This window comes from bacterium (assembly GCA_013360215.1).
Lineage (GTDB): Bacteria > CLD3 > CLD3 > SB21 > SB21 > JABWCP01.
The window spans coordinates 63,810-89,163 of sequence record JABWCP010000011.1; the positions used below are offsets into that span (position 1 = coordinate 63,810).

The following is a 25,354-nucleotide window of genomic DNA, read 5'->3' on the forward strand; positions in this document are numbered from 1 at the left end:
ACGTTAAAGATTGTTTTGCATTACGGCAGTTTTTCGCGCCATACGGAGTACGGATTCTTCTGTTGTATAATCGGCAATGCGATTCAACGCAATCCAAGCTAAATCTTTGGACTCGGAAGAAATGCGCAGCGGTATGGCATCATCTATTTCGATCAGAAACCGCACGTCGTAATGAAGATGCGCCGCGTCCGATTTGTGCGGCGGAATTTCGTGAATATCCAAATCAAAGGGCATATCGGACAAAAGCGTTGTCGCTTCGACACCGGATTCTTCCTGCGCTTCGCGCAAGGCCACGCGATCTACATGGGGATCGCCATCCGCATGCCCGCCTAATTGCAGCCATCGGTTGAGTTTGCCGTGATGCGTCAGTAAAACTTTATCGCGCGAGGGGTTGACGATCCATGCGCTGCCGGTAATGTGCCCGATGGACAGATAACGTTCAAAACAATCGGGGTATGTGTGGACAAAATTCAACATACGATCGCGCATCGCCGATTCGTGCGGATCGCTCGGATGGTATGCGTTTAATCGGGAGATCAACCAGTTGCGATGCATGGCTTAAGAGACGTTGCGCGGATCAACGGGCAGATACACAGTAAATGTAGAGCCCATACCGGGAGCCGATTCTACTTCGATGCGGCCATGGTGCTTTTTGATGATTTCAGCAGAGATAGATAGGCCGAAACCGGTACCTTCGCTTTCCGGTTTGGTCGTAAATCCTGGATCAAAAATCTTACCGATGATGTCTTTAGGAATACCTGCGCCATGGTCAGTGATAGCGATACGAACCGTGGTATTTTCTTGGCGGGTTTGTATGGTGACTTTGCCGTCCGCCGGTGAGGCTTGTGCCGCATTATTGATAAGATTGATCAATACTTGGGATAGCGGCCCCGGTAATCCCAGAATGTGTGATACGACACCAAAATCTTTTACAAATTCGAGGTGATGTTTGAATTTTGCTTTCAGAAGTGTGAGTGAACGTTCGATCTGCTGGTGTATATCGGTTTGAACAAATTCGGCGTCATCAAGCCGCGAAAAACCACGCAAATCTTCGACAATTTCTGTAACCAGATCACACGAGTGTTTGATCACACCGACTGCCGTTTCAAAATTCTGCAACACTTCTTCGATGTTATATCGATCCTTAACAGCCGACTTAAATTGTTCGGCTGTCTTTTGACCGGTCGTGAGTGCGTTGACTTCGATAAAAAGGTTTTTGACATCCGCCCATTCCAGCGAAATCAATTTGGTCGAATTGCTTATATTGTTTATCGGGTTGCGGATCTCGTGGGCAATGCTGCTCATGAGTTTGCCCAACATGGACATTTTTTCGGAGCGAACCAGTTGCTCCTGAGCATTTTTCAGGTTTTCGTAAGCCGTCTTGATTTCAAGATGGGCCCGTTCGAGAGCCCGGCTTTGGGCGAAGAAATCCAGGCTGCGTTTAACAATAATACGCAGATCATCGGTTTCAAATGGTTTGGTCACATACTGGAATACGCGCCCCGCATTGATGGATTCGATCAAATCTTTGACGTCGGTATAACCGGTGAGAATAATGCGGATGCAGTCGGGGTTAACGCTGATGGAGCGGTTGAGAAATTCGGTTCCGGACATGACCGGCATTCGTTGATCGGAAATTATCAGCGCGATATTGGGATTTTTCTCAAGGATTTCAAGGCCGTCTTTTCCGTTGGTGGCCGTGTGCACTTTATATTCATCACTCAAAAGACGCGATAAAACAGAAAGTACATTTTCTTCATCATCCACGACCAGGATTTCGTGATGATTCAGCATATTGCTGTCTCCGGTATCCTGCGAATGCGGAAGACGTTTGAGCGACATAGGATTGTATTGAGATGGTGGCTTGAAATTTGAAAAAAATACGTTCTGAGTGAGTTTAAATCAAGAATAATCATTTATTGTTTTTCCAGCGACGGTGAAACCAAAACCATTGTTCGGGAGCGGAACGGATTGCCGATTCGATCAACGCGGTATAATGCGATGAGAACGATGTTTCCGACGCAGAAATGGTGTCAATGGAAAACACAAATTGATCCGAAGTTTCACGTTTTCCAAGACAAAGCCAAGCCCGGCATCCCGTGCGTCGGACGAGCATTTCAGGACCGGCCGGTGCAAAACACGGTTGAGAAAAAAAATGCACAGGTATTTTATTGTGACCGAAATCCTGATCCGAAAGCAAAGCCAAAGCGTGACCGGATCGAAGTGTTCTGAGTATGCCGTAAATATCATCTTCGTACAAAACTCTCATGCCACAGCGTGTGCGATGCCGAAATAACCATGCATCCACATACGGATTCGTTTGACGGCGTACTACCACCGCCAGCGAAACGCCATGCGCGATCAACGCTTTTCCCATCAATTCCCAATTCCCAAAATGGGCGGAGATCAAAACCGAGTTGCGCAAGTTTTGCCAATCCCAATCGTCCGGTAAGCGGAATGAAAATTGTTTAGTATGAGTGCCATCGTAACGGTCCAATACCAGGAGTTCTGCAAATGTTTTGCCGAACTGGCGGTATGTTTGCCTGAGAATGCGTTGTATCGCAGAAGCATCAAACAAACCCGTGCGTACCAGATTAGAATACGCTACGCCATGACGGATTTTAAAAAAATGAAATACGTCACCGATGAAGGTTCCGATGGATGGAACGAGAGACAGAGGAATAACTAAAAGAAAATAACGAAAAAAAAGCAGAATTAAATATTCGATCCGCCAGATCAAACGTTTCATTGAACCGACAAGGCTTCGTTGCACAACGTGTCCACGCGTTCATTATAGTGGATGCCGGCGTGGCCTTTGACTTTTTCAAAGCGGACGGTATGCGTTTGGCATAGATCGATGATGATTTCCCACAGGTCACGGTTTTTAACAGGGCTTTTGTCGGCGGTGCGCCAGCCGTTGCGTTGCCAGTTATCCAGCCACTTTTGATGGAAGGCGTTGACGATGTAAGCGCTATCGGAATGCAACGTGACCCGGCAAGGGCGTTTGAGCGCTTTAAGCGCTTCGGCGACGGCCGCCAATTCCATCCGATTATTGGTCGTGGCGTCTTCCGTTCCGGAAATTTCTTTACTTTTTCCATCCTCGGCGAGCAAAACAGCCGCCCATGCGCCGCGCCCGGGGTTACCCTTGCAGGCACCGTCGGTGTAAATCGTGATATGAGGACTTTGTGATGTTGTCATAGCTACATTTTATAAAAATTATCATCAACCAAAAGATTTTTTTTAAATAAGATCGAAACTGCATTGAACTTGACCTTGAATGTCCTACATCCTGTTTTCTTAGATGATAATCGCTTATACACAAGACAGGTCATGAAAGATCGGCTATTTCGTCTGGACATAGCAGGGAGTATGAAGAATGAGACTATACAAAAAATACGTGTTATGTTGAATAGACTCGAAAGTAATATTTCTTGCGATTACACTTCATTTTTCTTTACATTGGGGCGGTTCCGTCTTATCACTTATCAAATAACAACAAAAACCCTTTTTTGGAGGAGCGTGTGAAACGATTGACCGTACTTATCGGTTTCGTGTGTTGTCCTATTTTGAGTTTGTTTGCTCAATATCAAATTGATGCCACAGAATCCGTGCATGTTCCCGTGCTGATCAAAAGTTTATCGTATGACAGCAAACTCAAAGGCGGAAATCTTCTGATATTGTCGCGTACCGATGAAAACGGTAATCGCAATAAAGCGTCTTCGTTGTTTTCCGGGAAAACGATCAAATCCAACACATTACAGGCGTTTGACGGGACGTATTCCGGTAAAGCAGCATTGGCCTCCATACTTGATAATCTCGGCGTACATCTGATATACATATGTGATGATCTGACAGCGGCCCAGGTGTCGGAAATTTCGGCTTTGTGTAATGCTAAAAGTATCCTGAGTATATCCGGAGTAACGGATCATGTGACCACAGGGTTGGTCAGTTTATCGGTGTCCAATGAAGGCGGGAAAACAAAAACATTTCTGAATAAAACGAAGATGCGTGCTGAAGGCCACGCTTTTAGTGCGCAGTTTCTTCAGCTGTGTAAAATCGTCGAATAAGGTTGCGACGTTATATTGCTGTAAAAAAATATATCAAAAATTTATACTGATTTTTTGATGCGTTTCTGTAAGTTTTTGAAACGGTTTTTACAGATTGAAGGGTCAGATTTCGCCGCGTAAAGACTTGGTGATCACTTCGGCTTTGGAGTGGACATGCAATTTGCGGTAAATATTTTTGATGTGCGAACGGATTGTCTCAATCGTCACATCCATGCGATCGGCGATCATTTTGTAACTCAAACCATCCACCAATCCCACCACGACTTCTTTCTCTTTATCGGACAGCGTTGACTGAGGTTTTTGTGACGGCGCGGGATAAAAGTGCTGAATCACTTTGCGGGCTATCTGCGGTGACATCGGTGCACCGCCGTTATGCAATTCGTCCAGTGATCGTGCAATATCCGCAAACGGAGTATTTTTGATAAGATAACCGGATGCACCGTTGCACAGGGCTTCAAAAATTCGCGCCGGATCATCATGGACCGTAAACATCACGATGTCCGTATCGGGAAATTTTTCCCGGAAGAGACGTATTGCACTCAATCCCGACATACCGGGTAAGCCTATGTCGAGAATCAGAATATCAGGCGTATGCGTTTTGAACGCTTCCAAATCTTCTTCGACGGATCCGGCGGAAGTCGTTATCGTAAAACGGTTGTCTTTTTTCAAAAATGCCGTCACATTCTGGCGAATTTCCGCGTCGTCCTCGATCATCGCAATGCGTATCATAAACGATCCTTTGTAAAACATTCATCGCAAACTAAGGCCGTCATCGGAGAAAACCAATCCCATAACGATGGGATGGCTAAGCTTCGACACGAAACCAGTCGGTTATGGCCGCGCTGTTTTCTTTGAACTCTTTGTGGCGAAATTCGTTGGCCGATCCGTCGTAAACGTAGCCTTTCGACCATGTTTTGTGATGGGACGCCACATCGCTAATCGCGCGAAGGATGAAATCCACCTCCTGGTCGGTCATCACCGGGTGAAGAGAAAGTCGTATCCAACCCGGTTTTTCGGACATGTCGCCGTGATCAATTTCGTCCGTGATGCGTTTGGAAAATTCGCGCGTCACATTGAGTAAATAATGACCATACGTGCCGGCACAGGAACAGCCGCCGCGAACTTGAATGCCAAAGCGATCGTTGAGCAGTTTGACGCCGAGATTGTAGTGCAGACCGTCTATATAAAACGAAATGATGCCGAGGCGATGTTCGACATGATCGGCCAGTATGTGCAACCCCGGTGCCTGACGCAAAACCTGGAATACGCGCGGCAACATTTCTTCTTCTCTCGCCATCATACGCGACGGATCCATCGTTTCTTTGAGGCGAATCGCCATCGCGGCTTTGATCGCCTGCAAAAAAGGCGGTGTACCGCCGTCTTCGCGAATTTCGATATCCTGAAAATATTTATGTTCGCCCCAGGGGTTGGTCCATGTCACCGTACCGCCACCGGGTTGATCGGGAATTTTATTACCGTAAAGTTGAGCGTTGAAAATCAAAACACCGGGCGTGCCGGGTCCGCCGAGAAACTTATGCGGAGAGAAATAAATAGCATCCAGACGCGCATCGGTATCGGCGGGGTGCATATTGATCGGTACATACGGCGCGGAGCATGCAAAATCCACAAAACAATACCCGCCGTTTTGATGCATGATTTTAGCTATGTCGTGATAGGGCGTTTGAATCCCCGTGACGTTGGAACATGCGGTGACGGAAGCAATTTTCATAGGCCGGTTTTTGTAGCGTTCCAGCAGCCTTGAGAGATCGTTCAGATCCACCAAACCTTTTTCATCACGTCCAACTAATTCTACATCCGCGATGGTTTCCAGCCATGAGGTATGATTGGAGTGATGCTCCATGTGGGTTACAAAAATCACAGGGCGCTCCGCTTCGGGTACGGAAATGCGTCCGCTGAATTTTTCAGGAATGCGAAGATTGAGTATGCGTTGAAACTTGGCGACCGCACCGGTCATACCCGAACCCGCAAAAATTAAAACGTCATTAGGAGCGGCATTTACATGCCCTTTGATGATCGCTTTAGCTTCGTGGTACGCATGCGTCATTGTCGTTCCGGTAGTGGTGGTTTCCGTATGCGTATTGGCGACGTAAGGGCCGAACCGCGAAAGCAGTTGTTCCTCGATAGGACGATACAACCGTCCGCTTGCTACCCAGTCGGCGTAAACGATGTGTTGTGTTCCGTACGGAGTTTGGACAGTCAGGTCGTGACCGATGGTGTTGGTACGAAATTTTTGGAAGTACTCTTCAAGTTTCATGAATGCAGAGCTTATAAGGGTTAATGATTTTTAAACCCGAGAGGATAATTAAAAAAACAACCAACTGCATGCAAAAAATCATCGGGTTTTCTGTACGTAAAATCGCTGTTTTATATGGCCGTCGCATCGATCACCGCAAAAGGTATTTCGATGCGAAACACATCCTCATCCGCGACGATATCGTTCATGCGATCTTCCATTGCCGTAAAAACAGGGCGCCGGATTTCCTGAGGCACTAGATTTTTCCATGAAGGGAGAAACCAATGGCGGATCAAATGATGTTCAAAGAAAGCTTTCCCGTCGGTAAAATCCATGTGAAACTGCCGCAGTTTGATTTCTCCGATTTCAAATCCTGATTCTTCGATCCATGCTTCCATACGATCCAGCGGAGGTCTTTTTTGTTGGATATGCTGATCAATAAGGGGAAGGTTTTCTTCGCGGCGATGATCACGCAGCGCTGCACGCAACACATCGTAAAAAGCGCGCATCGTGCCTTCGAGATTGTACGTCATGACAAACTGTGCACCGTGTTTGGCGGAACGGCGGCACGTGCTTAAGGTTTTTGGAATATCGCTTACATTGTTAATGCCGTTATTAGATACGATCAGATCACACGTATGTTCTCCGATGGTTGCATCTTCGGCCTGACCTTCGATGATACGCACCTGCGTGATGCCCAAACGTTCGGTTTTTTCACGGAGGCGTGCGACCGCCGCCGGCCACGGATCAATGCCCCATACCGTTCCTTTTTTTCCGATACGTTCGGCGATTTCAAGCATTGGAAATCCGGTACCGCAACCGATGTCCATCACGGTCATGCCGGGTTTAAAGCGTATGGCGTTGAGCAGTTCCGTTCCAAACGGCGCCGACCAAAGCGGCAATTCATCGGTGACCGCCATCAGTGCGGGATCATTGGGATCGTATTGATAATCTAAATAATCCATACGGTTTTTCTTTTATTAGTGAAGTGAAATTATTTTACAGAGGTATAAAAATTTCGGTTACCGCTCCGTTATCGTTGATTTGTTTTATGCGGCCGCGCACGCGTTCGGCGCGCATGCGCATATTGCGAAGGCCGTTGCCTTTTCCGATCCGCTCATCGGGAATGCCGCGGCCATTGTCCCTCAGAGAAATTATGAGACCGCGATCTGTACGCTCGATGCGAACGTGTACGGAGGTAGCTCCCGAATGTTTGGCCGCATTATGCAGCACTTCTTTGACGATCAGAAAAACATTTTGCCGCACATCTACAGCCAGCGATTCTTCCGCGCGGATGCCGTGTACATCCCACGTGCAGGCGATCTCGGCCGTGTTAAGCACCTGATACGCCGTATCCTGCAGGCGCGCGATCAGGTCGCCCATGCGATCATTGCGTGCGTCAATGGACCAGACAATATCGCTGAAGGTGCGTATCACATCACGGCTGAGTTGGCCGATCCGTTCGGCGGAATGACGAATAGCCGAGAGATCATCGGAACTGCGAATGGATTCCGAACTGACGGCAATACGCGTGAGCGTTGAACCGATATCATCATGCAGATCGCTGGCAATGCGCACGCGCATACGTTCCATGGCGAGCAAACGTGTGACACGAATGCGGTAAATAACCCACAATAATCCGATCACGGCTAGGACGAGTATCAACCGGAACCACCAGGTTTTCCAAAACGGAGGCGTGATCGTAAAGACCAGCGATTCCGTCGGGCTCCATACACCCCAGTCGTTGGCGGACTGCACCTCAAACGTATAATCGCCCGAAGCGAGATTGGTATATTGGATCGTGCGTTCCGTAGTGGGAATCCACTGCGCATCAAGACCTTGTAGCCGGTAGCGGTAGCGCACCTGTTCCGGCGCTGAAGGATAGATTCCGATAAAATCAAATTTCAAATAATTTTCGTCATGACGGAAAGCGGTGTGCGCCACGACCGGAATGCTATTTTCATACACGCGCAAACGATGGATACGCGTCTGCGGAACGGTATAGAGGCTGTCGGAACTCGGGTTGATCTCTGTCATGCCGTTGACGGTTGCAACCCATACCCGGCCGTTCTGATCCGTACACACACCTCCGAGGCTGCATTCATCGCCGGCCAGGCCGTCGCTGCGCCGAATCGTGCGTATCAACGTGTCTCCGCCGGAAAACGAAAGGATGTGCATGCCGCGATTGCTGGCCGCATAAATGGCGCCTCTAGCATCACCGGTGATCGCATAGATCGTATTGTCACGCAATCCGTTTTTGGTATCAAAATTACGAATAACTCCGTCGCGTATCAAAGACAGACCGCCGCCATCGGTACCAACGCACAAAAGGCCGTCGGGCGCTTCGTATATGGAAACAACAAAATCGCCGGCCAGTCCGTTTTTCTGAGAAATATTTTTGAATTGCGATCCGTCGTATATAAAAAGACCGGCGCCGTCGCTGCCAAAGGCCATGCGGCCGTCGCGCAACGTACGTGCACACCATACGATCTGCCCGGAGAGCGGCGTTCCGGTAGCCCATGGCACGATCTGGCGGTTTTCTACTTTAGCAAGCCCTCCGCGTGTAGCCAAAATCATGTTCCCGTCGGCATCTTCGGTCATTCCGTAAGCCCGATTCATCGGTTTGTCGGAGTGACGATAAGTGGCGGTCACGCGTCCGTCGGTTACCGTGTGAATTCCGTTGTGTGTGCCGATCCACAACCGGCCACGTCGATCTTCAAAAAGACTCCAGATCAGGTTGTGCGCCAACCCTTTTTTTTCATCGAGAATTTCCGGTTTATCGCCACGCATGGTGATAAGACCGGCGTGTGAACCAAACACCATACTTCCATCGCGTCTCTGGGTGACTGTGGTGAAAGGCGCATCGGGCAATTCTTTACCGCTGCGCCACGTCGTCAAACGCCCGGGCCGATACATACTGACGCCGCCGCCATTGGTCCCGAAATAAAGCGTACGGTCGTAATCTTCATAGATATTCCATACTAAGTCATTGGCCAATCCGTTTGCTGTCGTCAGATTCTCAAAAACGCCGTGGTGCCATAGACTGATGCCATTGGCCGTAGCGATGCACAATGCGCCGTTTTGCAGGAGCAGCATTGCATTGATGTCATTATCGGCAAGACCGTCGCGTGTGGTGTAGTTAGTACAACGCCCGTTGATATACACACTCAGTCCCTCGCGTGTACCCAAAGCCCATGCGCTGTCATTGAGACGGCGAATGCTGCGTACAATGGGATGGATCAGTCCGTCGCGTGCCGTGATGCGCTGTTGCGTTTGTGGGGACAGAATCGCTACACCGCTGTCGGTGCCAAACCACCAGACATCGTTATCGGCGTGAACGCCGGTGTACACGCGCAGATCGGGTAACCCTTCGTGAAGGCCGATGGTTTTCCAGCTTCGCCGTTGCGGTTGATAAAAACTGACGCCGCCGCCATAAGTACAAATCCACAACGCCGAATCACCGGACGGAATGATATTCCACACGCGATTATCGCACAAACCGGAATCTTTATTGAGTGTCGTAAAACGCCCGTCGCGATACACAGAGAGGCCGCCACCGTCGGTTCCGATATACATAGATCCGTCATGGTACTCGTGCAACGCCGATATTTGCCCGCCGGCGAGACCGTCCTGCGTTTGAAAATTTTGAAAACGAACACCGTCCCACCGACTCAGTCCGCCCAACGTGCCGATCCACACATAACCCCAACGGTCGCGGGTGATCGCCGTGACTTGCGATTGGACAAGCCCTTGTTCGACATTGACGGAGCGGTGGATTTTGATTTGTGCGCTGACGTTGGATGACGGCATCAGCAGTACAAAAAAAATCAGAGTTAGTTTTTTTAGCGGATGCATCGGGGTTGATGTTACCATATTAAACTGCGCAATCAGACGTGATTTATGAAAATAAGAACCGATTATTTTCGAGATGCGCGAGTACCGATTACACGGTCTGACGAAACAACTATGCGTGCTGTGCGATGCGCTGCGATCCGCAGTAGATATTGTACTGACCGGAGCGAAGAAACCCGATCAATGTCATGCCGAACTCGTGTGCGGATTTGACGGCCAGACTGGACGGTGCGGAAACCGCCGCAATACACGGTATGCCGACGCTCAATGCTTTCTGCACGATTTCGTAACTGACGCGCCCGCTGACCAAAAGCAGATGGCCATGGAGCGGCAAACGTCGCTGCATGAAAGCCCAGCCGATGATTTTATCTACGGCGTTATGCCGTCCGATATCCTCGCGCGCGCAGAGTAAGTTTCCTGCATTATCAAATAATCCGGCGCCGTGCAGGCCGCCTGTTTGTTCGAATATTTTTTGTTCGCGGCGCAGGCGATCGGGCAAAGTGAGAATTTGCTCAGCCATAAAAACCGTCGCGTCCTCGATGCGACGAAACCCCTTAGCGCGCAAATCGCTGATTGAGCGGCTCCCGCAGATACCGCAGCTGGATTGGACAAACGAATAGCGGCGCAATTGGTCGGCCTCGGCCATGCGTGCGAAGGCGGATTCGTTCACATGCAGCGTGATTGAATTTTCTTCCGGTGATAGGATTTTTTGTATGATGGTATAGTCGGGAGAGCCGTCTCCGGCGTGAAGTAAGCCTTCGGCCGCCAAAAAACCAAGCGCCAAGTCGGCGTCATGACCGGGTGTACGCATCGTAACGGCGATTTCGACGGTGCGTTCCATGTGAGCGACCGCGATGGACAGCGGTTCTTCAGTGACGAGCGTGTCGGCATGATCGCGGTCCAAACCATCGCTGAATTTTTTTATGAGATAGGTGCGTGTTGCCGATTCCACATAAACCTCGAAGTTTCGCACAAACTACCCAAAAAGGGCTTCAATTTCACTAATTTTATGGTATTTTTATGGTATAAAGGTGTTAATTTCCGGATCGGCTTATAATTAAGAAAAAAATTGACAAATCATGTTCTTTTAGATATATTGCGTTGCTTTTTGGAAAAAAAGGCGTATGTTCTATAAAAATTTAGATTTAGCATCGTTTTAAAGCGATATAAACGCGATCCGATCGGTCATCAAAAACGGGTTGAACGTGGAAGAAAAAAAGAAATCGCCGCACAAATATGTCACACTTCTGGTGATGTTTGATGCCGTTTCCGATCCCCGGAGTTTTCGCCTTAAAGTTTCAACGCTGCGCGTGATGCTCGGTACATTGGCTGTAGTAGGTCTTGTGCTGGCCGGTTCTTTGATATACTATTTTTCGTTTGCCTATAAGGTGTTTTATTACGACGAGCTGGAGCGTAAATACGAAAAGCTCGCCGAAGATAATACCCGGATCAAGCAGATCGAACGCGAGTACCGTAAGGTCAAGCAGGAGAATGAAAAAATCCGCATCGTGTTTGGTTTGCTGAAAAACATGCCCCGGGACACGACGTACGAAGGCCGCTCAACGTATGAAAATTTTACGGCGCCGAGTGAAATGGGATATTATCCCGGCAAAGACCTCAACGATCCGATGCATGAAAAAATGGCGGAGGATATCAGCAGCGATGTCGGCCGTATCGGTATAGATTATTTATCCTACGCCCGCGTCGTGCCCACGTTGATGCCGGTTAACAGCCGCTTTATTGCGCGCGGTTATCAGGATAACCGTTACAACGATCCGTCGGCTACACGCATACATCGCGGTGTGGACATCGTGGCGGAGGAAGGCGCGCCGGTCAAGGCCGCTTCCGAAGGTCGGGTGATCGTTTCGGAATGGTTTACCGACTACGGCAATACGATCGTCCTGTATCATGGATTCGGTTTTTTTTCAGTGTATAAACATTTGCAATTTCGCCTGAAAGAAACGGATGATGCGGTCAAGACGGGTGAAGTGATCGGCACGGTCGGTAAGACCGGGCGTTTGGCAACAGGTATTCATTTACATTTTGAAATATGGCGCGACGGCGTGCCGCGGGATCCGGCGACTTTTATACCGCAGATCCGCGATGCGCTGGTGATCACGGTGAAAGCCGACTCACTCGCCAAAAAAAGCAGTTAAACTAAACGAAAGAACGCCCATGGCGTTTGGTGAAAAAAATACGAACAATACCGCCGGTGCAGGTCTCAACCTGATCAGCCGCGGTACCGTGATCAACGGCAATATCAGCGCCTCGACGAGCATTCGTATCGAAGGCGAAATCAAAGGCAAAATCGTTTGCCATGATGCCGTCACGATCGGTACGACGGGTATGGTCGAAGGCGATATTGATGCCAAAAGCGTGATCGTAGGCGGCAAAGTAATCGGCAATGTGACTTCGCAGGATCGTTTGATGATGGAGTCGCGTTCCGGTATCCAAGGTAATATCAAAGCCCGCCGGTTGGTGGTCGAAGAAGGCGCGGTGTTCGAAGGTCGTTGTTCGATGAAAGATACGAAAGATAAGCCGCTCGTGATCAACGAGAATGCGAATCGCGATATGTTTGAGGAACCTGAAGCTGCGCGTTTAGCTAAAGCGCAGTAGGTTTTATGCCCACGGGTAAACATACGACCCAAAGCTTATCGGAAACGATGCATGCGCTTGGGCCGTGGATCGGATGGGGTTGGCAATTTGCCCTGACGCTCGGCGTTTTGACTTGGGGCGGGCACTGGTTAGACGGATATTTTGAAACGAAAGTTCTTTTTACGCTGGCCGGTATTTTTTTGGGATTGGCCGGCGGTTTTATACAGTTGATCCGGATGGTTCGGAATCTTCCGAAGCCGGAACGACATCACCACGGAGAGGAGCGTCATTCGGACCGCGTAACCAAGCCGACGAATGAAGAGAAGGAATGAGTCAAAAATTGTTTCTGATGGTCGTATCGCTGATCACCGTCATTGTTCTTTTGATATTGAATGCCTTCATTGAAACGGCACAGGAATTTCGAGTCGTGCTTTGTGCGAGCGTTGTAGCATTGGCGCACGTGCTTTGCGGCTTTTATATGACGCGTTGGGCTTTTACTAAGTCAAACAAACTTTTTATGAGCGTCGTGATGGGCGGCATGGGCATTCGTATGATGTTGGTCGGCATTATCCTCGTGATCGTGTATAAATTGGTGGCGATCGATATCAAGTTGTTCATCGTTACATTTGGTGTGTATTACCTGCTGTTTCAGATTGTCGAGATTTATTTTGTAAACCGCGGGCTGCAGATGAAAAAATTAAATAATAATACTATATAGGATATTCGTACGCATGCTCATGCCTATGTTAACCTTCTGGCAAGCCGCTTCGCAGGAAGCGCCCAAAGCCGCCGACAAAGCAGAAAAAGTGGATATCGGCGGGACCATCATCCACCACATTACCAATTCCAATGAAATCGAACTCCCCATATTGGGTTATGTGAAACTGCCGCATTTTGATCCCATTCATATCGGCACTATGACGATAGACCTCAGTCCGACCAAACATGTCGTGATGATATGGTTGGTAGCGCTTTTGCTATTGGTGATTTTTTCCATCTTGGCTCGTCCCAAACTGATTCCCCGCGGCCTCTACAATGCCATGGAAGCGTTGATCAGCTTCGTGCGCGAAGAGATTGTGCGCCCTAATTTCGGTGCTAAAACCGACCGCTATATCCATTATTTCCTCACGTTGTTTTTCTTTATTCTGTTTATGAATCTTCTGGGGCTTATCCCGTATGGTTCGACAGCAACCGGTAATATCGCCGTCACAGCGACCTTGGCCGTCGTGACGTTTTTTGTCACGCAATATACCGCTATCAAGTCGCAAGGTATCGGCGGGTATCTGAAACATCTTACGGCCGGCGTGCATTGGCTTTTGTGGCCGATCATGATTCCCGTCGAAGTAGTGGGGCTTTTTACCAAACCTTTCGCGCTCAGCGTTCGTCTTTTTGCCAATATGACGGCAGGCCACGTCGTGATTCTCTCCCTGCTTGGTTTGATCTTCGTATTAAAAACATATTTTGTCGCGCCGATTTCTATCCTGTTCGCGTTGTTTATTTACGTATTGGAACTTTTCGTCGCCTTTCTGCAGGCGTACATTTTTACGCTGTTATCGTCGCTTTTTATCAGCATGGGTATGCACCACGAACACCATGAAGAGCATCATGACGCGGAGCATCCGGTGCATGCAGGGCATCACTGAATAGATAATGAATGAATGCAATTAACAAATACATAAACGAACTCATTTACAACATCATTTAACGGAGGAAACTACAATGGGCGATTTAGGATTTGGCTTCTTGGCCGCCGGTATCGGCGCAGGTCTGGCTACGATTGGTGCGGGTTTGGGTATCGGTAAATTGGCCGCTTCCGCCCTCGAAGGCAGTGCGCGTCAACCGGAATCCGCCGGTGATATCCGTACGACCATGATCATTGCAGCCGCCCTTATCGAAGGTGTGGCGCTTTTTGCAGAAGTTATCTGCATCCTGTTGGCATTGAAGTAATCGTATTGATTGTACGTTGGAATACGGCGGGAGTTAATCCCTCCCGCCGTTTGTTTAATGATGTTGTTGTAAACTGAGTTGTAACTGAAAAGGTTTTGTACGCTATGAAGACATTACTGCTTCTGCACATGATCTCCGGCGGCGGCGAACATAAAGGCGGATTGCTGGACATCGATCCGGGGTTGATCTTTTGGACCATAGTCACCTTCGTCATTTTGCTCGTGCTTTTACGTCTGACCGCATGGGGCCCGATCATCAAGATGCTCGAAGAACGCGAAGAAAAAATAAAAAATTCTCTCGAAGAAGCGGAAAAAGCCCGCCGTGAAGCGGCCGCTCTGACCGAAAAAAATCAGGAAATCATGGCGAAGGCCGAACGTGAGGCTCAGGAAGTCGCGCGCCGCGCCAAAGAAAATGCCGAAAAACTGAAAACCGAAATCATGGATCAGGCCAAAGCCGAAGCGGCCCGTTTGGTAGCGGAAGCCCGTACGCAGATCGAAAACGAAATGAATTCTGCGATCAGTGCGTTGCGCAAAGAAGTCGGTGACATGGCGGTCACGGCCGCCGGCAAAATCTTGGCGACCAACCTGGATGCCGATAAACATAAAAAACTGATCGATGATTTTATCAAAGACATGCCGGTGGGGCGTAATTAATTAACCGGTACAACGTTAAAGTATTAATACCAAAGTAATATGAAAAATTCCGCAACCGCACGACGCTACGCCAAAGCCCTGTTTGACATCTCGGTCGAGCAGAACGCGCTGGATGCCGTCTATGCCGATATGCAGAGCATCGCCACGATGATAGAACAGTCGCCGGAATTCCGTGCTTTTTTGCACAATCCGGTGATCCCCAATGCGCAGAAAAAAGACGCGATGAAAGCGCTGTTTGATAAAAAAATTCACACCGAAGTGTATCGCTTTATGCATTTGATCTGCGATCACGACCGTGAAAACATTTTAGGCGATATGATCGAAGCGTTTGAAACGCTGCGTAATGAAAAACTCGGTTTCATCCATGCGGAGGTTATCTCCGTCGTGGATATGACCCCCGATCAGGTCAAAGGCGTCACCGAAAAAATCAAGGCCCTGACCGGCAAAACGCCGCAACTGGTTTTCAAAAAAGATGCGTCATTGATCGGCGGATTTATGGTTCGCATCGGAGATACGATGATTGACGGTACGGTCAAGCATCAGCTGGAACGCCTCAAATCGGCGTTTACGGCCGTGTATCACCATTGATGATGTAAAACATTCGAACGAATAGAGACAAATAAATATAATATAACACAAGGAACCTAAATCATGGCAGTTTCTGTAAGACCAGATGAAGTATCCGGCATTCTCAAGAAGCAACTTGCTTCTTTTGAACGCGAGATGGATACCTATGAGACGGGTACCGTGCTGCAAGTCGGTGACGGTATTGCCCGTATTTACGGGTTGACCAAGGCCATGGCGAGCGAGCTGGTGGAATTTCCCAACGGCGTCGTCGGCATGCTTCTCAATCTCGAAGAGGATAATGTGGGTGCCGTACTTTTCGGCGACTCCTCCGGCATCAAAGAAGGCGATACCGTCAAGCGTACGGGCCGTCTTGCCGAAGTGGCCGTCGGACCGGAAATGCTCGGACGTGTCGTCAACGCGCTCGGCCAGGCTATCGACGGCAAGGGTGCGATCAATGCCAAACAAAAAACTCTGATCGAACGCAAAGCGCTCGGCGTTATCGAACGTCAATCCGTTAAAGAGCCGCTTGCTACCGGTATCAAAGCCATCGATGCGATGATCCCGATCGGTCGCGGTCAGCGCGAACTGATCATCGGCGATCGTCAGACGGGTAAAACCGCCGTTGCGATCGACACGATCATCAATCAAAAAGGCAAAGATGTATTTTGTATCTACGTCGGTATCGGCCAAAAAGAATCCACGATCGCCAAAGTGGTGAAGATTTTAGAAGATAACGGAGCGATGGCGTACACGACCGTAGTTTCGGCGGCCGCTTCAGAACCTGCACCGTTGCAGTTCCTTGCGCCTTATACCGGTTGCGCGATCGGCGAACACTACCGTGATAACGGTAAACACGCGCTGGTGATTTATGACGATCTTTCCAAACACGCCGTAGCGTATCGTCAGATGTCGCTGCTGCTCCGTCGTCCGCCGGGCCGCGAAGCGTATCCGGGCGACGTATTTTATCTGCACAGCCGCTTGCTTGAGCGCGCCGCGAAACTCAATCAGGATCTCGGCGGCGGTTCGCTGACGGCGCTCCCGATCATCGAAACGCAGGCGAGCGACGTGTCGGCATACATCCCGACCAACGTGATTTCGATCACCGACGGTCAGATATTCCTCGAATCGAATTTGTTTTATTCCGGCGTACGTCCTGCGATCAACGTCGGTATTTCCGTGTCCCGCGTAGGCGGTAGCGCGCAGATCAAAGCCATGAAACAAGTGGCCGGCCGTCTGCGTTTGGAATTGGCCCAGTATCGCGAACTTGAAGCGTTTGCTAAATTTGGTTCCGATCTTGACAAAGCGACACAGCAGCAGCTTCGCCGCGGTGCGCGTTTGGTGGAAATCCTCAAACAAGGTCAATATCAGCCGATGTCGTTTGATGCGCAAATCACCATCATCTATGCCGCGACCAACGGATTCCTTGATGATGTGCCGGTCGGTGATTGCCGTCGTTTTGAAAAAGAACTGACAGAGACGATGGAACTGCGTCACAAAGACGTTTTGTCGGCGATCATGGAAAAGAAAGAGCTGACGGACGACATCAAAAACAAACTGAATACGATCATCGGCGACTTCAAAGCCGCGTTCAAAGTTACAAAAGAAGACTAAACGGAAATCTTTATGCGAAACGTACTGCTTCTTTTCGGTTGGGTGATGTTGGCCGGTTGCGGTCCCAAAGAAATACCGGCGGAGCCGATGGCCACAATCACTTACGAAGTCATGCGCAGCAAATCGTTCCTCGTGGATGATGTGAAGTTCGAGGAATTGCCCGATGCCGATCTGGAACCGATCGTCAAAAAACTTGGTTTTACGCCGTCGGATTACCGGCATACCGTAAAACTTTTTGACAACGATGCGGCCAAAAAAAGTGATCTGGCTGTGCGTATCGGCAAATTGCTGCAGAGCGACTTGGAAAAAGCAAGTCAGAACGATTCCACTGTTTTCAAACAACTGATGACCAAATGAAACGTATCGCACGCATTATTACTCTGATTTGTATCGGCGCGGCATTGTACGGATGTGCGCCCAAAGCGCAGGAAGTTCCGATGGAAACGTTTGTGGACATCTGGATTCAGGCGCAGAGTGATTCCGCTTTCAAAGTCAAATACGCCAAACCTTTTGAAGAGGTCACGGCGGCGGATTTGGAAGCATTTGCAAAGCCGTACGGCTATACCGGCGCGGATATGAAGTTTACCACGTCGGAAATCATCAGCAAAAACAAAAACAAAGAAAACGAATTTCTGGAACGGATGAACGAAGCGACGCTGCGGACACTCAATGAGAAGCCCGACACATCGGCGGTCATCGAATCCAAAAAGTAAACACACACTATGGCGACATTACGCGAAATCAAACGACGCATCGTATCCGTCAAAAGTACGCAAAAAATCACCAAGGCCATGAAAATGGTGGCGGCGGCTAAACTCCGCCGAGCGCAGGAAAATATTATTTCCGCGCGTCCGTATGCTTACAAACTCGGTGCGTTGATCAAACATCTGGCACGCAATGAAGAAGTACAACAAAATCCGCTGATCAAACCGCGCGATGTAAAAAACATCATGATCGTCGTCGTGACGGCCGATCGTTCCTTGTGCGGTGCGTTCAATACCAACATTATTCGTTATGTCAATAATCTGCTTAAGGGCGACCTCAAGTCCAAATTGGATAACAACAATGTGAAGTTGGTTACGGTCGGACGTAAAGGGGATGAGTTTTTTACCAAACGTCATTTTCCGGTCGTATTTCGTCATGCTAATTTTTTCAATCACCTCAATTTTGACGATGCATCGAAGGTGATCACATATTGCGTGCAGGAATATTCGGCCGGACGTGTGGATGAAGTGCATGTCGTGTATAACGAATTCAAATCGGCGATTCAGCAAAATCTCGTGATGGAAAGACTTTTGCCGGTGGAACCTGAAAAAGTCGAATCGTCCAATGTGAAGTACAATATCGAAACGGATTATATCTACGAACCTTCGCAATACGAAATCATCAATACGCTGATCCCGCGTCATCTGAACGTGCAGATGTGGCGTATTTTGCTGGAATCATTTGCCGCCGAAATGGGTGCGCGTATGACGGCGATGGAGTCGGCAACGGAGAATGCGGGCGATTTGATTCGAACGTTGACCTTGTATTATAACCGTGCTCGCCAAGCCGCGATCACCAAAGAAATATTGGAAGTCGTCTCCGGTGCGGAGGCTTTGCGGAAGTAAATTTTTACGTAGAGGGATAGGGTATGTTTAGGGGATGTTCTTTGACAATACGTTACGTTTTTTTAGTCGCTACGATGGTTACGCGTCTGACGGCCGGAGAAGAAAATGGTGTCGGTTTTACATTTCTCGGAAGCCGTCCGGACGCACGTTCTGCGGCGATCGGTCCGATGGTGGCAATTCCCAATGCATGGTCCGCTTTTTACAATCCGGCGGGAATTGCTTTCGTTACCGGTTTTGATATGAGTCAAAGCACTAATGACTATATCGCAAACTCAACTATCAATTTTTGGACGTTGGGTTTGGGGCATTCACGTTTTGGGTCATTAGCTGTCAATAATTACCTATTTAATTATCTGAGAACGCAGATTACCAACGAAGAACATCCGGATGGTACAGGTGAATATTATCATCCTTATGAAAAAGCATTTTCTGCGTCTTATGCGTATGCTTGGTCCGGTTGGCTTGCCGTGGGTATTTCTCATAAATGGGTCCGCGCTGATTATGGCCCGGTAACAGCAAAAGTACAATTTAATGATATCGGTATTATGGCGCGCCTTCCCCTCGTATGGCTCAACACAAGCGGTTATCATCATGAGATGAGTGCCGGATTTAGCAGTATCAATAATCGCGCAGGGAAAAAACCGATATTTGAGGCATCAGGAAAAGCGATGACTGATCGGTTGTCTGGCGATAGTGCTTTTTGGTATTGGGAATACAAACCAATGAATACACCAAAATTTGACTTTTGGGCATTTGCTTATACACTTTCATACCAATCCGATGCGTGGCGCTTCACTGTATTCAAAGGTATGATTCAGTTAGTTTACAAAGATGCCAATTTGCTAGATGATGAACTGCGTATCGGAACGGAATGGACTATATTTGATATGTTGTCTTTGCGTGCACAGACTAAAAATTTTGAGAAACCAAAGAATAAGCCGCAATACAAAGAAAAATTAATAGGCGGCGCGTACGGCGCTTCGGTGATTATACCTCTCAAAGCTTTAGCCCTATCGCAATGGGATATTACACCGCGTATAGATTGGACACGTAGTCGCGGGTTATACGAAAAACAAACGTACACGTATTGGAATTTTGGAATACAAATGAATTTTTGGAATACGAAATAATTTAACACATATAGAATTAAGGATCGACACTCATGAACAAAGGTAAAATCGTTCAGATCATCGGCCCTGTGGTGGACATCGAGTTTGCCAACGGCCAATTGCCGGAGATTTACAATTCGGCTCATGTTACGCGTCCCGACGGTTCGACGCTGGTTGTCGAGGTGCAGCAGCATCTTGGCGAAAACCGTGTGCGTGCGGTCGCTATGGATGCGACGGAAGGTCTTGTGCGCGGCATGGATGCCGTGGACACCGGCGCTCCGATCGCCGTACCGGTCGGTGAAAAAGTACTCGGCCGTTTGCTTAACATTACCGGCGATACGATTGATGGATTCGGTAAAATCGAAGCCGCCAACAAACGTATGCCCATTCACCGTCCTGCGCCGAAACTGGAAGAGCTGACCACCAAAAGTGAAATGTTTGAAACGGGTATCAAGGTTATTGACTTGATCGAACCGTACATGCGCGGCGGTAAAACCGGTCTTTTCGGCGGTGCCGGTGTAGGCAAAACCGTGTTGATTCAGGAATTGATTCACAATATCGCCAAGCAGCACGGCGGATACTCGGTATTTGCCGGTGTAGGCGAGCGTACCCGTGAAGGTAACGACTTGTATCACGAAATGAAAGATTCCGGCGTGCTCAATAAAACCGCGCTGGTATTCGGTCAGATGAATGAGCCGCCCGGCGCGCGTCAGCGTGTTGCGTTGACGGCCCTCACGATGGCCGAATTTTTCCGTGATGACGAAGGCCGCGACGTGCTTCTGTTTATTGATAATATCTTCCGTTTTACGCAGGCCGGCTCCGAAGTGTCGGCGCTCCTCGGTCGTATGCCGAGCGCCGTAGGTTACCAACCGAACCTTGCAACGGAAATGGGTGAACTTCAGGAACGTATCACGTCAACGAAAAAAGGTTCGATCACATCCGTACAGGCCGTTTATGTGCCTGCCGACGATTTGACCGATCCCGCACCGGCGACAACGTTTGCACACTTGGATGCCACGACCGTGCTTTCGCGCGCGATCTCCGAACTCGGTATCTATCCGGCGGTGGATCCTCTGGATTCCACGTCGCGTATTCTCGATCCGTTGGTCGTAGGTCAGGAGCACTACGATACGGCGAAACGCGTGCAGGAAATTCTCCAGAAATATAAAGATCTTCAGGATATCATCGCGATCCTCGGTATGGACGAATTGTCGGATGACGATAAGATCGTCGTAGCGCGTGCCCGTAAAATTCAGCGTTTCTTATCTCAGCCGTTCCACGTCGCGGAGCAGTTTACCGGTACGCCCGGCCGCTATGTGAAGAAAGAAGATACGATTGCCGGTTTCAAAGCGATCGCCGAAGGTCAGATGGATGATCTGCCGGAACAAGCCTTCTACATGGTGGGTACCATAGATGAAGCGGAAGAAAAAGCGGAAAAGATGCGCCGATAATCGGTAAACGAAGGAAACATCATGGATAATAATAAATATCATTTGGAAATCATCTCACCGCGCCATGTCGTGTTCAAAGGGGAAGTTGAGAGCTTTACGGCCCCGGGTGCGAGTGGTAGTTTCCAGATCCTCAAAAACCACACGGCTTATATTTCATCGGTACTTATCGGTGAAGTCAAAATCCGTCACACGGACGGGTATGACGAAATTTATGCAACGAGCGGCGGTTTTGTGGAAGTGGAACACAATAAAGTTACTTTTCTTGCGGAGACCTGCGAAAAAGTCAGTTCGATTGACTTGATTCGCGCTCAGGAATCTTACGAGCGCGCCCGCAAACGTCTTGAAGATCGTTCCAGCTACGATCCCGAGCGTTCGCGTCAGGCATTGCTTCGTGCGCGCAATCGTTTGCGTCTTGCGGAAAAATACAACAAACAATAAAACAAGATTGTGTCTGATACACAAAAGCCCTCGTAAATATAACGAGGGCTTTTTGTTTTATGGGACAATGCCCCCGGTAAATACGGAGCGATTTTCCGGGAACGATAGTGTGTCATATTACGCTCACGAAGGCGCAAAGTCAGCAAAGCGAAATTTAGGCCTTAGAGTCTTTGCGTCTTTGCGAGAAGTGGTATTAGCTTTTGAACATGCAACAGATATTCTCATGCATACTTTCCTCACCGTATGACGGCGAATTTGACAAGTGATGTACCGGCCGATGATTCGATATGGGCGATATAGACACCTGCCGCGATCAGATGATTTTCTTCAGTACGCAGATTCCAGTACTCGGTGGCCGTGTAGCTATCCGGCCGTCCGTCGTCTGCCGAAGCGGTAGGGTCTTTGCGGCCGTTATCGGAGCGTGCATTGTGATGCAGAGTTTTGACAAGGTCCCCGGCGACGGTAAAGATGCGAATGGTACAGCGCTGAGGCAGGTGGGTAAACTGTATGCGTCCGGACTCCAGCGCACCGCCGATGCGCGTGTAATAAGGATTGGGCACAACGCGTATATCCTTCATGGATTTACGAAGTTGTTTATTACTCGTGACTTTCTGATCGGCCATGGTGGTAAAGGTGTATCGGTCTTCATAGCGCAAAAGATGCGCCACACGGATTTTTAGCGTACCATTGTCCACCCAGTTACTGAAGATGGTGTGTCTTTCAGCCGCGGTGATCGCTGTCCCGCCGTCAGAAGCGGCACCTCGTGCTGTGACATATAAGCTATGCAGAGCGATAGCATAAGGATTGGGTGTTGCTGAAACAGCGTCGCCCCGGTAACCCATCCACATCACACCGTAGGATGGGCGAGTGTACGGCGATGGAAAGAAGTTCATTGCACGCGTACCACCGCTGTAGGTATTGGTATCGAAGTACGTGTAGTTAAAACGGCCCACACCATTAAAGATGGTGTTTAAACCATCTAATGTCCATGCGTCAAAGTTATCACGGTCACGGAAGTTGACTTCGATCTGACGTTGTCCGGGGCGGGTGCGGTCTACATCATAAACCCGGAATGGCGCCAGTGTGGTATCATGGGAGGCACTCGTGCTGCCGGTACCATGCCGGTAGATGATCTGCCATTCACCGGGATTGCGGCTGAAGACGATGTCCATATCATGGCGCTGATCTTGATCAACACCTCCGATGCCCCAGAACTCTTCGGTGAATTCGAAAATACCATTCCCGTACGGCAACCCACCGGGGCCGGAATACCAGCGGGGATCGGAGAGATTGTAAGATTGGAATATGCTGCCGATCGTATAGGTAATCGATGGTACGCCGGTATGGCAATAGACCTGCACTTCAACACCGTCCACGATACCAAAGTCCTGCGGGGGATAGTCCGCTGTGCTGCTGTAGGATATAGCGGTGTGAAAGAGGGCATCATCATAGGCAGCATCGGTACCGCTGTCCCATACACCATTGCTATTGATATCAATGAACGTACGCGGATCATCAACACGGCTGGAGAAAGGACGCACGCTCTGATCGGTAGTATCTATGACCCGGTAGGCGAGCTGTCCGGGCGAGTACAGCGCATCATAGAATACCGGAGAACCATTGACGGAGTCCGGGAGGTTGAAGAATTCGATACGATAGGTAGTGCTGCGCATCTGATCGGGGAATACATTGCGCAGACGGATCATGGCATCAGCGTAGCCGGCTATATGCGCGGCGGTATCGCTCAAGGCGCCATAGCCGCTGATCGTACCTGAGATGGCTTTCATGGGCGTGGCCGAGAGGATGTTATCACGCAGGGAAGATTCCTGGCTGACGGGAATACCCGAGGGCATACGCATCCACAGGCCATTGATCAGGACGCTGTCCGGCAGATCGATGTAGGGTTGTGCGTCGTAAGCGGTGACGGCGTAATAGTAGGTATGACCGTTGATCAGGGAGGAATCGCTGAAGGCGTAACGCAGTCCGGTGTTATCGCCCAGATGAACGGAGCGTGAGGTCAGGTTGCCATTTTCGTCAATCTGACGTTCGAAGATAGTGCCAAGGGTATCGGCTTTGTCGAACTCGGCGATTTTGGTAAAGCCGCCTTGGATACCGGTGAGGCTGCGATAGACGCGGTAGCCTTGGAAGTCGTAGGTGATGTAGTCGGCACGGAAGCCATTGGCCTTGGTGATACCGGCATTTTCTCCGAAGTTATCGGGCACGGATTCGGCGTTGTTTTTCCAGGTGAGACTGATATTGCCGTCACGGGCGGAGATATCGCATTGTGGTGCATCCGGTGCAGAGGGCATGGTAAAGCCGCTGCCGGCCATACGCTGCAGATAGCTGTCGTTGGCCCACAGGCGGGCTACGGCGCTAAGGTGGTCATCTCCTGAGCCACCTACCACCGCCGCCCATATCTCCTGCGTGGAGCCGGCTTCCATACGAAACGGGCCAGTGGAAAGCAGGATACGTTTATCTGCTGGAGAGTTATCAATATTAGTGCCAACAAACGGATTACCGGGGAAAAGCCAGCGATTAAATGTACCATATGGGACAGAACCATCCGTCCTGAGACCTTGTAACATCCGATAACGTGCGAGGTTATTCTCCGGATCGTCATGAGGAAATTCATACATGGCGGTAGCCCCCATCCACACGGAGCCTCCACCGAGCGCACGCGGGATATATTTATTGGTTGAAGGATCGTAGGTGAGGATTTGTTTTTGATGTTGAAACTTCATGGCATACAGCGGGGCAAGACTATCACTGTTTACCAGAGGCCCTTGCAAAAAATCAAATCCTACCGCTAGAGGCGCATCCGTATTATCGTAGTTGTATGCATATCCCAGTCCGCGAATCGAATCAGAGCCAAAAAGGTCGTTACCGGAATTGGCCACATCACAATCCATCCAAAGACCGAAGTACGCACCCGGGTAGGAGGTATTGGTTTTATTAGTGATCGTGTATTTTAAGATAACAGCATCCTCAAGTATGGGTTTATCAAAGACAAATGATTCGAGGGTGATTTCAAGACCGAGCCCGGGTGAGGGACTTGATATGTGCTCCCACGGGTTGAGTGTAGTATCCAGATCATTGAAGATGGCCCATGTTTGTTGATCAGCGATTAAAGCAGGATCACCGTTTGCATCCAGTCCCGCCTCTTGTGGCCACTGATCCCAGTCCGTTCCACTGCGCGCCTG

At 49.3% G+C, this 25,354-nt stretch carries 26 protein-coding genes; 16 read left to right on the forward strand and 10 right to left on the reverse strand.

Translation table 11 applies throughout. The features are described from left to right. Nucleotides 1-3: 3 nt before the first annotated feature. The 4 genes from HUU58_09085 to rnhA all read right to left on the reverse strand — a co-directional run bounded on the left by HUU58_09085 (nucleotide 4) and on the right by rnhA (nucleotide 3,198). Nucleotides 4-555: an NUDIX hydrolase gene (locus tag HUU58_09085; GenBank protein ID NUN45825.1), complete on the reverse strand. Its 552-nt coding sequence runs from the start codon at nucleotides 553-555 to the stop codon at nucleotides 4-6. A 3-nt stretch (nucleotides 556-558) separates the two neighbouring features. Further along, nucleotides 559-1,794 (reverse strand): response regulator, encoded by a 1,236-nt coding sequence (locus HUU58_09090; protein ID NUN45826.1) that lies wholly within the window; start codon nucleotides 1,792-1,794, stop codon nucleotides 559-561. Between the two features lie 118 nt (nucleotides 1,795-1,912). After that, nucleotides 1,913-2,749 carry a lysophospholipid acyltransferase family protein gene (locus HUU58_09095; protein ID NUN45827.1) on the reverse strand — a complete coding sequence of 279 codons (837 nt, stop codon included), beginning with the start codon at nucleotides 2,747-2,749 and terminating at the stop codon, nucleotides 1,913-1,915. Beyond that, complete coding sequence (gene rnhA, locus HUU58_09100) at nucleotides 2,746-3,198, reverse strand: ribonuclease HI (protein NUN45828.1); 453 nt, start codon at nucleotides 3,196-3,198, stop codon at nucleotides 2,746-2,748. Before rnhA ends, HUU58_09095 begins: the two co-directional genes overlap by 4 nt. Nucleotides 3,199-3,521: 323 nt before the next feature. Here rnhA and HUU58_09105 point away from each other — a divergent pair, with 323 nt between their 5' ends. Next, a complete protein-coding gene (locus tag HUU58_09105; protein ID NUN45829.1) occupies nucleotides 3,522-4,067 on the forward strand; it encodes a DUF4154 domain-containing protein in 546 nt (181 codons plus the stop codon). A gap of 102 nt (nucleotides 4,068-4,169) precedes the next feature. Here the strand turns inward: HUU58_09105 and HUU58_09110 are convergent, their stop codons facing one another. The 5 genes from HUU58_09110 to fdhD form a co-directional block, all read right to left on the reverse strand. Further along, entirely contained in the window at nucleotides 4,170-4,796 is a 627-nt protein-coding gene (locus HUU58_09110; GenBank protein NUN45830.1) for a response regulator transcription factor, read from the reverse strand. Nucleotides 4,797-4,872: 76 nt separating this feature from the next. Beyond that, on the reverse strand, nucleotides 4,873-6,342 hold the full coding sequence (locus HUU58_09115; GenBank protein ID NUN45831.1) for an aminotransferase class V-fold PLP-dependent enzyme: 1,470 nt from the start codon (nucleotides 6,340-6,342) through the stop codon (nucleotides 4,873-4,875). Between the two features lie 110 nt (nucleotides 6,343-6,452). Next, complete coding sequence (locus tag HUU58_09120) at nucleotides 6,453-7,286, reverse strand: class I SAM-dependent methyltransferase (GenBank protein NUN45832.1); 834 nt, start codon at nucleotides 7,284-7,286, stop codon at nucleotides 6,453-6,455. 34 nt (nucleotides 7,287-7,320) lie between these two features. Further along, nucleotides 7,321-10,194 carry a hypothetical protein gene (locus HUU58_09125; protein ID NUN45833.1) on the reverse strand — a complete coding sequence of 958 codons (2,874 nt, stop codon included), beginning with the start codon at nucleotides 10,192-10,194 and terminating at the stop codon, nucleotides 7,321-7,323. A gap of 91 nt (nucleotides 10,195-10,285) precedes the next feature. Continuing rightward, nucleotides 10,286-11,125 carry a formate dehydrogenase accessory sulfurtransferase FdhD gene (gene fdhD / locus HUU58_09130; protein NUN45834.1) on the reverse strand — a complete coding sequence of 280 codons (840 nt, stop codon included), beginning with the start codon at nucleotides 11,123-11,125 and terminating at the stop codon, nucleotides 10,286-10,288. Between the two features lie 253 nt (nucleotides 11,126-11,378). Between fdhD and HUU58_09135 the strand changes: the two genes are divergently transcribed. From HUU58_09135 to atpC, 15 genes are all read left to right on the forward strand, one after another. Continuing rightward, complete coding sequence (locus tag HUU58_09135; protein NUN45835.1) at nucleotides 11,379-12,329, forward strand: peptidoglycan DD-metalloendopeptidase family protein; 951 nt, start codon at nucleotides 11,379-11,381, stop codon at nucleotides 12,327-12,329. Nucleotides 12,330-12,348: 19 nt separating this feature from the next. Beyond that, nucleotides 12,349-12,789, forward strand: a complete 441-nt coding sequence (locus tag HUU58_09140) for a polymer-forming cytoskeletal protein (protein ID NUN45836.1) — start codon at nucleotides 12,349-12,351, stop codon at nucleotides 12,787-12,789. Between the two features lie 5 nt (nucleotides 12,790-12,794). Further along, on the forward strand, nucleotides 12,795-13,100 hold the full coding sequence (locus tag HUU58_09145) for an AtpZ/AtpI family protein (protein ID NUN45837.1): 306 nt from the start codon (nucleotides 12,795-12,797) through the stop codon (nucleotides 13,098-13,100). After that, the gene (locus HUU58_09150; GenBank protein NUN45838.1) at nucleotides 13,097-13,486 is read left to right on the forward strand and encodes a hypothetical protein; all 390 of its coding nucleotides are present in this window, start codon (nucleotides 13,097-13,099) and stop codon (nucleotides 13,484-13,486) included. The genes HUU58_09145 and HUU58_09150 overlap by 4 nt, the downstream gene beginning before the upstream one ends. A 13-nt stretch (nucleotides 13,487-13,499) precedes the next feature. Next, complete coding sequence (gene atpB, locus HUU58_09155; protein ID NUN45839.1) at nucleotides 13,500-14,411, forward strand: F0F1 ATP synthase subunit A; 912 nt, start codon at nucleotides 13,500-13,502, stop codon at nucleotides 14,409-14,411. A gap of 76 nt (nucleotides 14,412-14,487) precedes the next feature. Next, on the forward strand, nucleotides 14,488-14,715 hold the full coding sequence (gene atpE, locus HUU58_09160) for an ATP synthase F0 subunit C (protein NUN45840.1): 228 nt from the start codon (nucleotides 14,488-14,490) through the stop codon (nucleotides 14,713-14,715). A 104-nt stretch (nucleotides 14,716-14,819) separates the two neighbouring features. Further along, nucleotides 14,820-15,368, forward strand: coding sequence for a F0F1 ATP synthase subunit B (atpF, locus tag HUU58_09165; protein NUN45841.1), 549 nt, complete (start codon nucleotides 14,820-14,822; stop codon nucleotides 15,366-15,368). Nucleotides 15,369-15,407: 39 nt separating this feature from the next. Further along, nucleotides 15,408-15,956 carry an ATP synthase F1 subunit delta gene (gene atpH / locus HUU58_09170; protein ID NUN45842.1) on the forward strand — a complete coding sequence of 183 codons (549 nt, stop codon included), beginning with the start codon at nucleotides 15,408-15,410 and terminating at the stop codon, nucleotides 15,954-15,956. 63 nt (nucleotides 15,957-16,019) lie between these two features. Next, the gene (locus tag HUU58_09175; protein NUN45843.1) at nucleotides 16,020-17,546 is read left to right on the forward strand and encodes a F0F1 ATP synthase subunit alpha; all 1,527 of its coding nucleotides are present in this window, start codon (nucleotides 16,020-16,022) and stop codon (nucleotides 17,544-17,546) included. 12 nt (nucleotides 17,547-17,558) lie between these two features. Next, a complete protein-coding gene (locus HUU58_09180; protein ID NUN45844.1) occupies nucleotides 17,559-17,903 on the forward strand; it encodes a hypothetical protein in 345 nt (114 codons plus the stop codon). Beyond that, nucleotides 17,900-18,259 carry a hypothetical protein gene (locus HUU58_09185; GenBank protein ID NUN45845.1) on the forward strand — a complete coding sequence of 120 codons (360 nt, stop codon included), beginning with the start codon at nucleotides 17,900-17,902 and terminating at the stop codon, nucleotides 18,257-18,259. Before HUU58_09180 ends, HUU58_09185 begins: the two co-directional genes overlap by 4 nt. 9 nt (nucleotides 18,260-18,268) lie before the next feature. Continuing rightward, nucleotides 18,269-19,156, forward strand: a complete 888-nt coding sequence (atpG, locus tag HUU58_09190; GenBank protein NUN45846.1) for an ATP synthase F1 subunit gamma — start codon at nucleotides 18,269-18,271, stop codon at nucleotides 19,154-19,156. Between the two features lie 41 nt (nucleotides 19,157-19,197). Next, the gene (locus HUU58_09195; GenBank protein NUN45847.1) at nucleotides 19,198-20,286 is read left to right on the forward strand and encodes a hypothetical protein; all 1,089 of its coding nucleotides are present in this window, start codon (nucleotides 19,198-19,200) and stop codon (nucleotides 20,284-20,286) included. A gap of 32 nt (nucleotides 20,287-20,318) precedes the next feature. Next, on the forward strand, nucleotides 20,319-21,716 hold the full coding sequence (atpD, locus tag HUU58_09200; GenBank protein NUN45848.1) for a F0F1 ATP synthase subunit beta: 1,398 nt from the start codon (nucleotides 20,319-20,321) through the stop codon (nucleotides 21,714-21,716). A gap of 21 nt (nucleotides 21,717-21,737) precedes the next feature. Further along, nucleotides 21,738-22,154, forward strand: a complete 417-nt coding sequence (gene atpC / locus HUU58_09205; protein NUN45849.1) for an ATP synthase F1 subunit epsilon — start codon at nucleotides 21,738-21,740, stop codon at nucleotides 22,152-22,154. 236 nt (nucleotides 22,155-22,390) lie between these two features. Here atpC and HUU58_09210 read toward each other — a convergent pair. Further along, nucleotides 22,391-25,354 (reverse strand): hypothetical protein (locus HUU58_09210; GenBank protein ID NUN45850.1); only part of this gene is annotated, 2,964 nt, incomplete at its 5' end.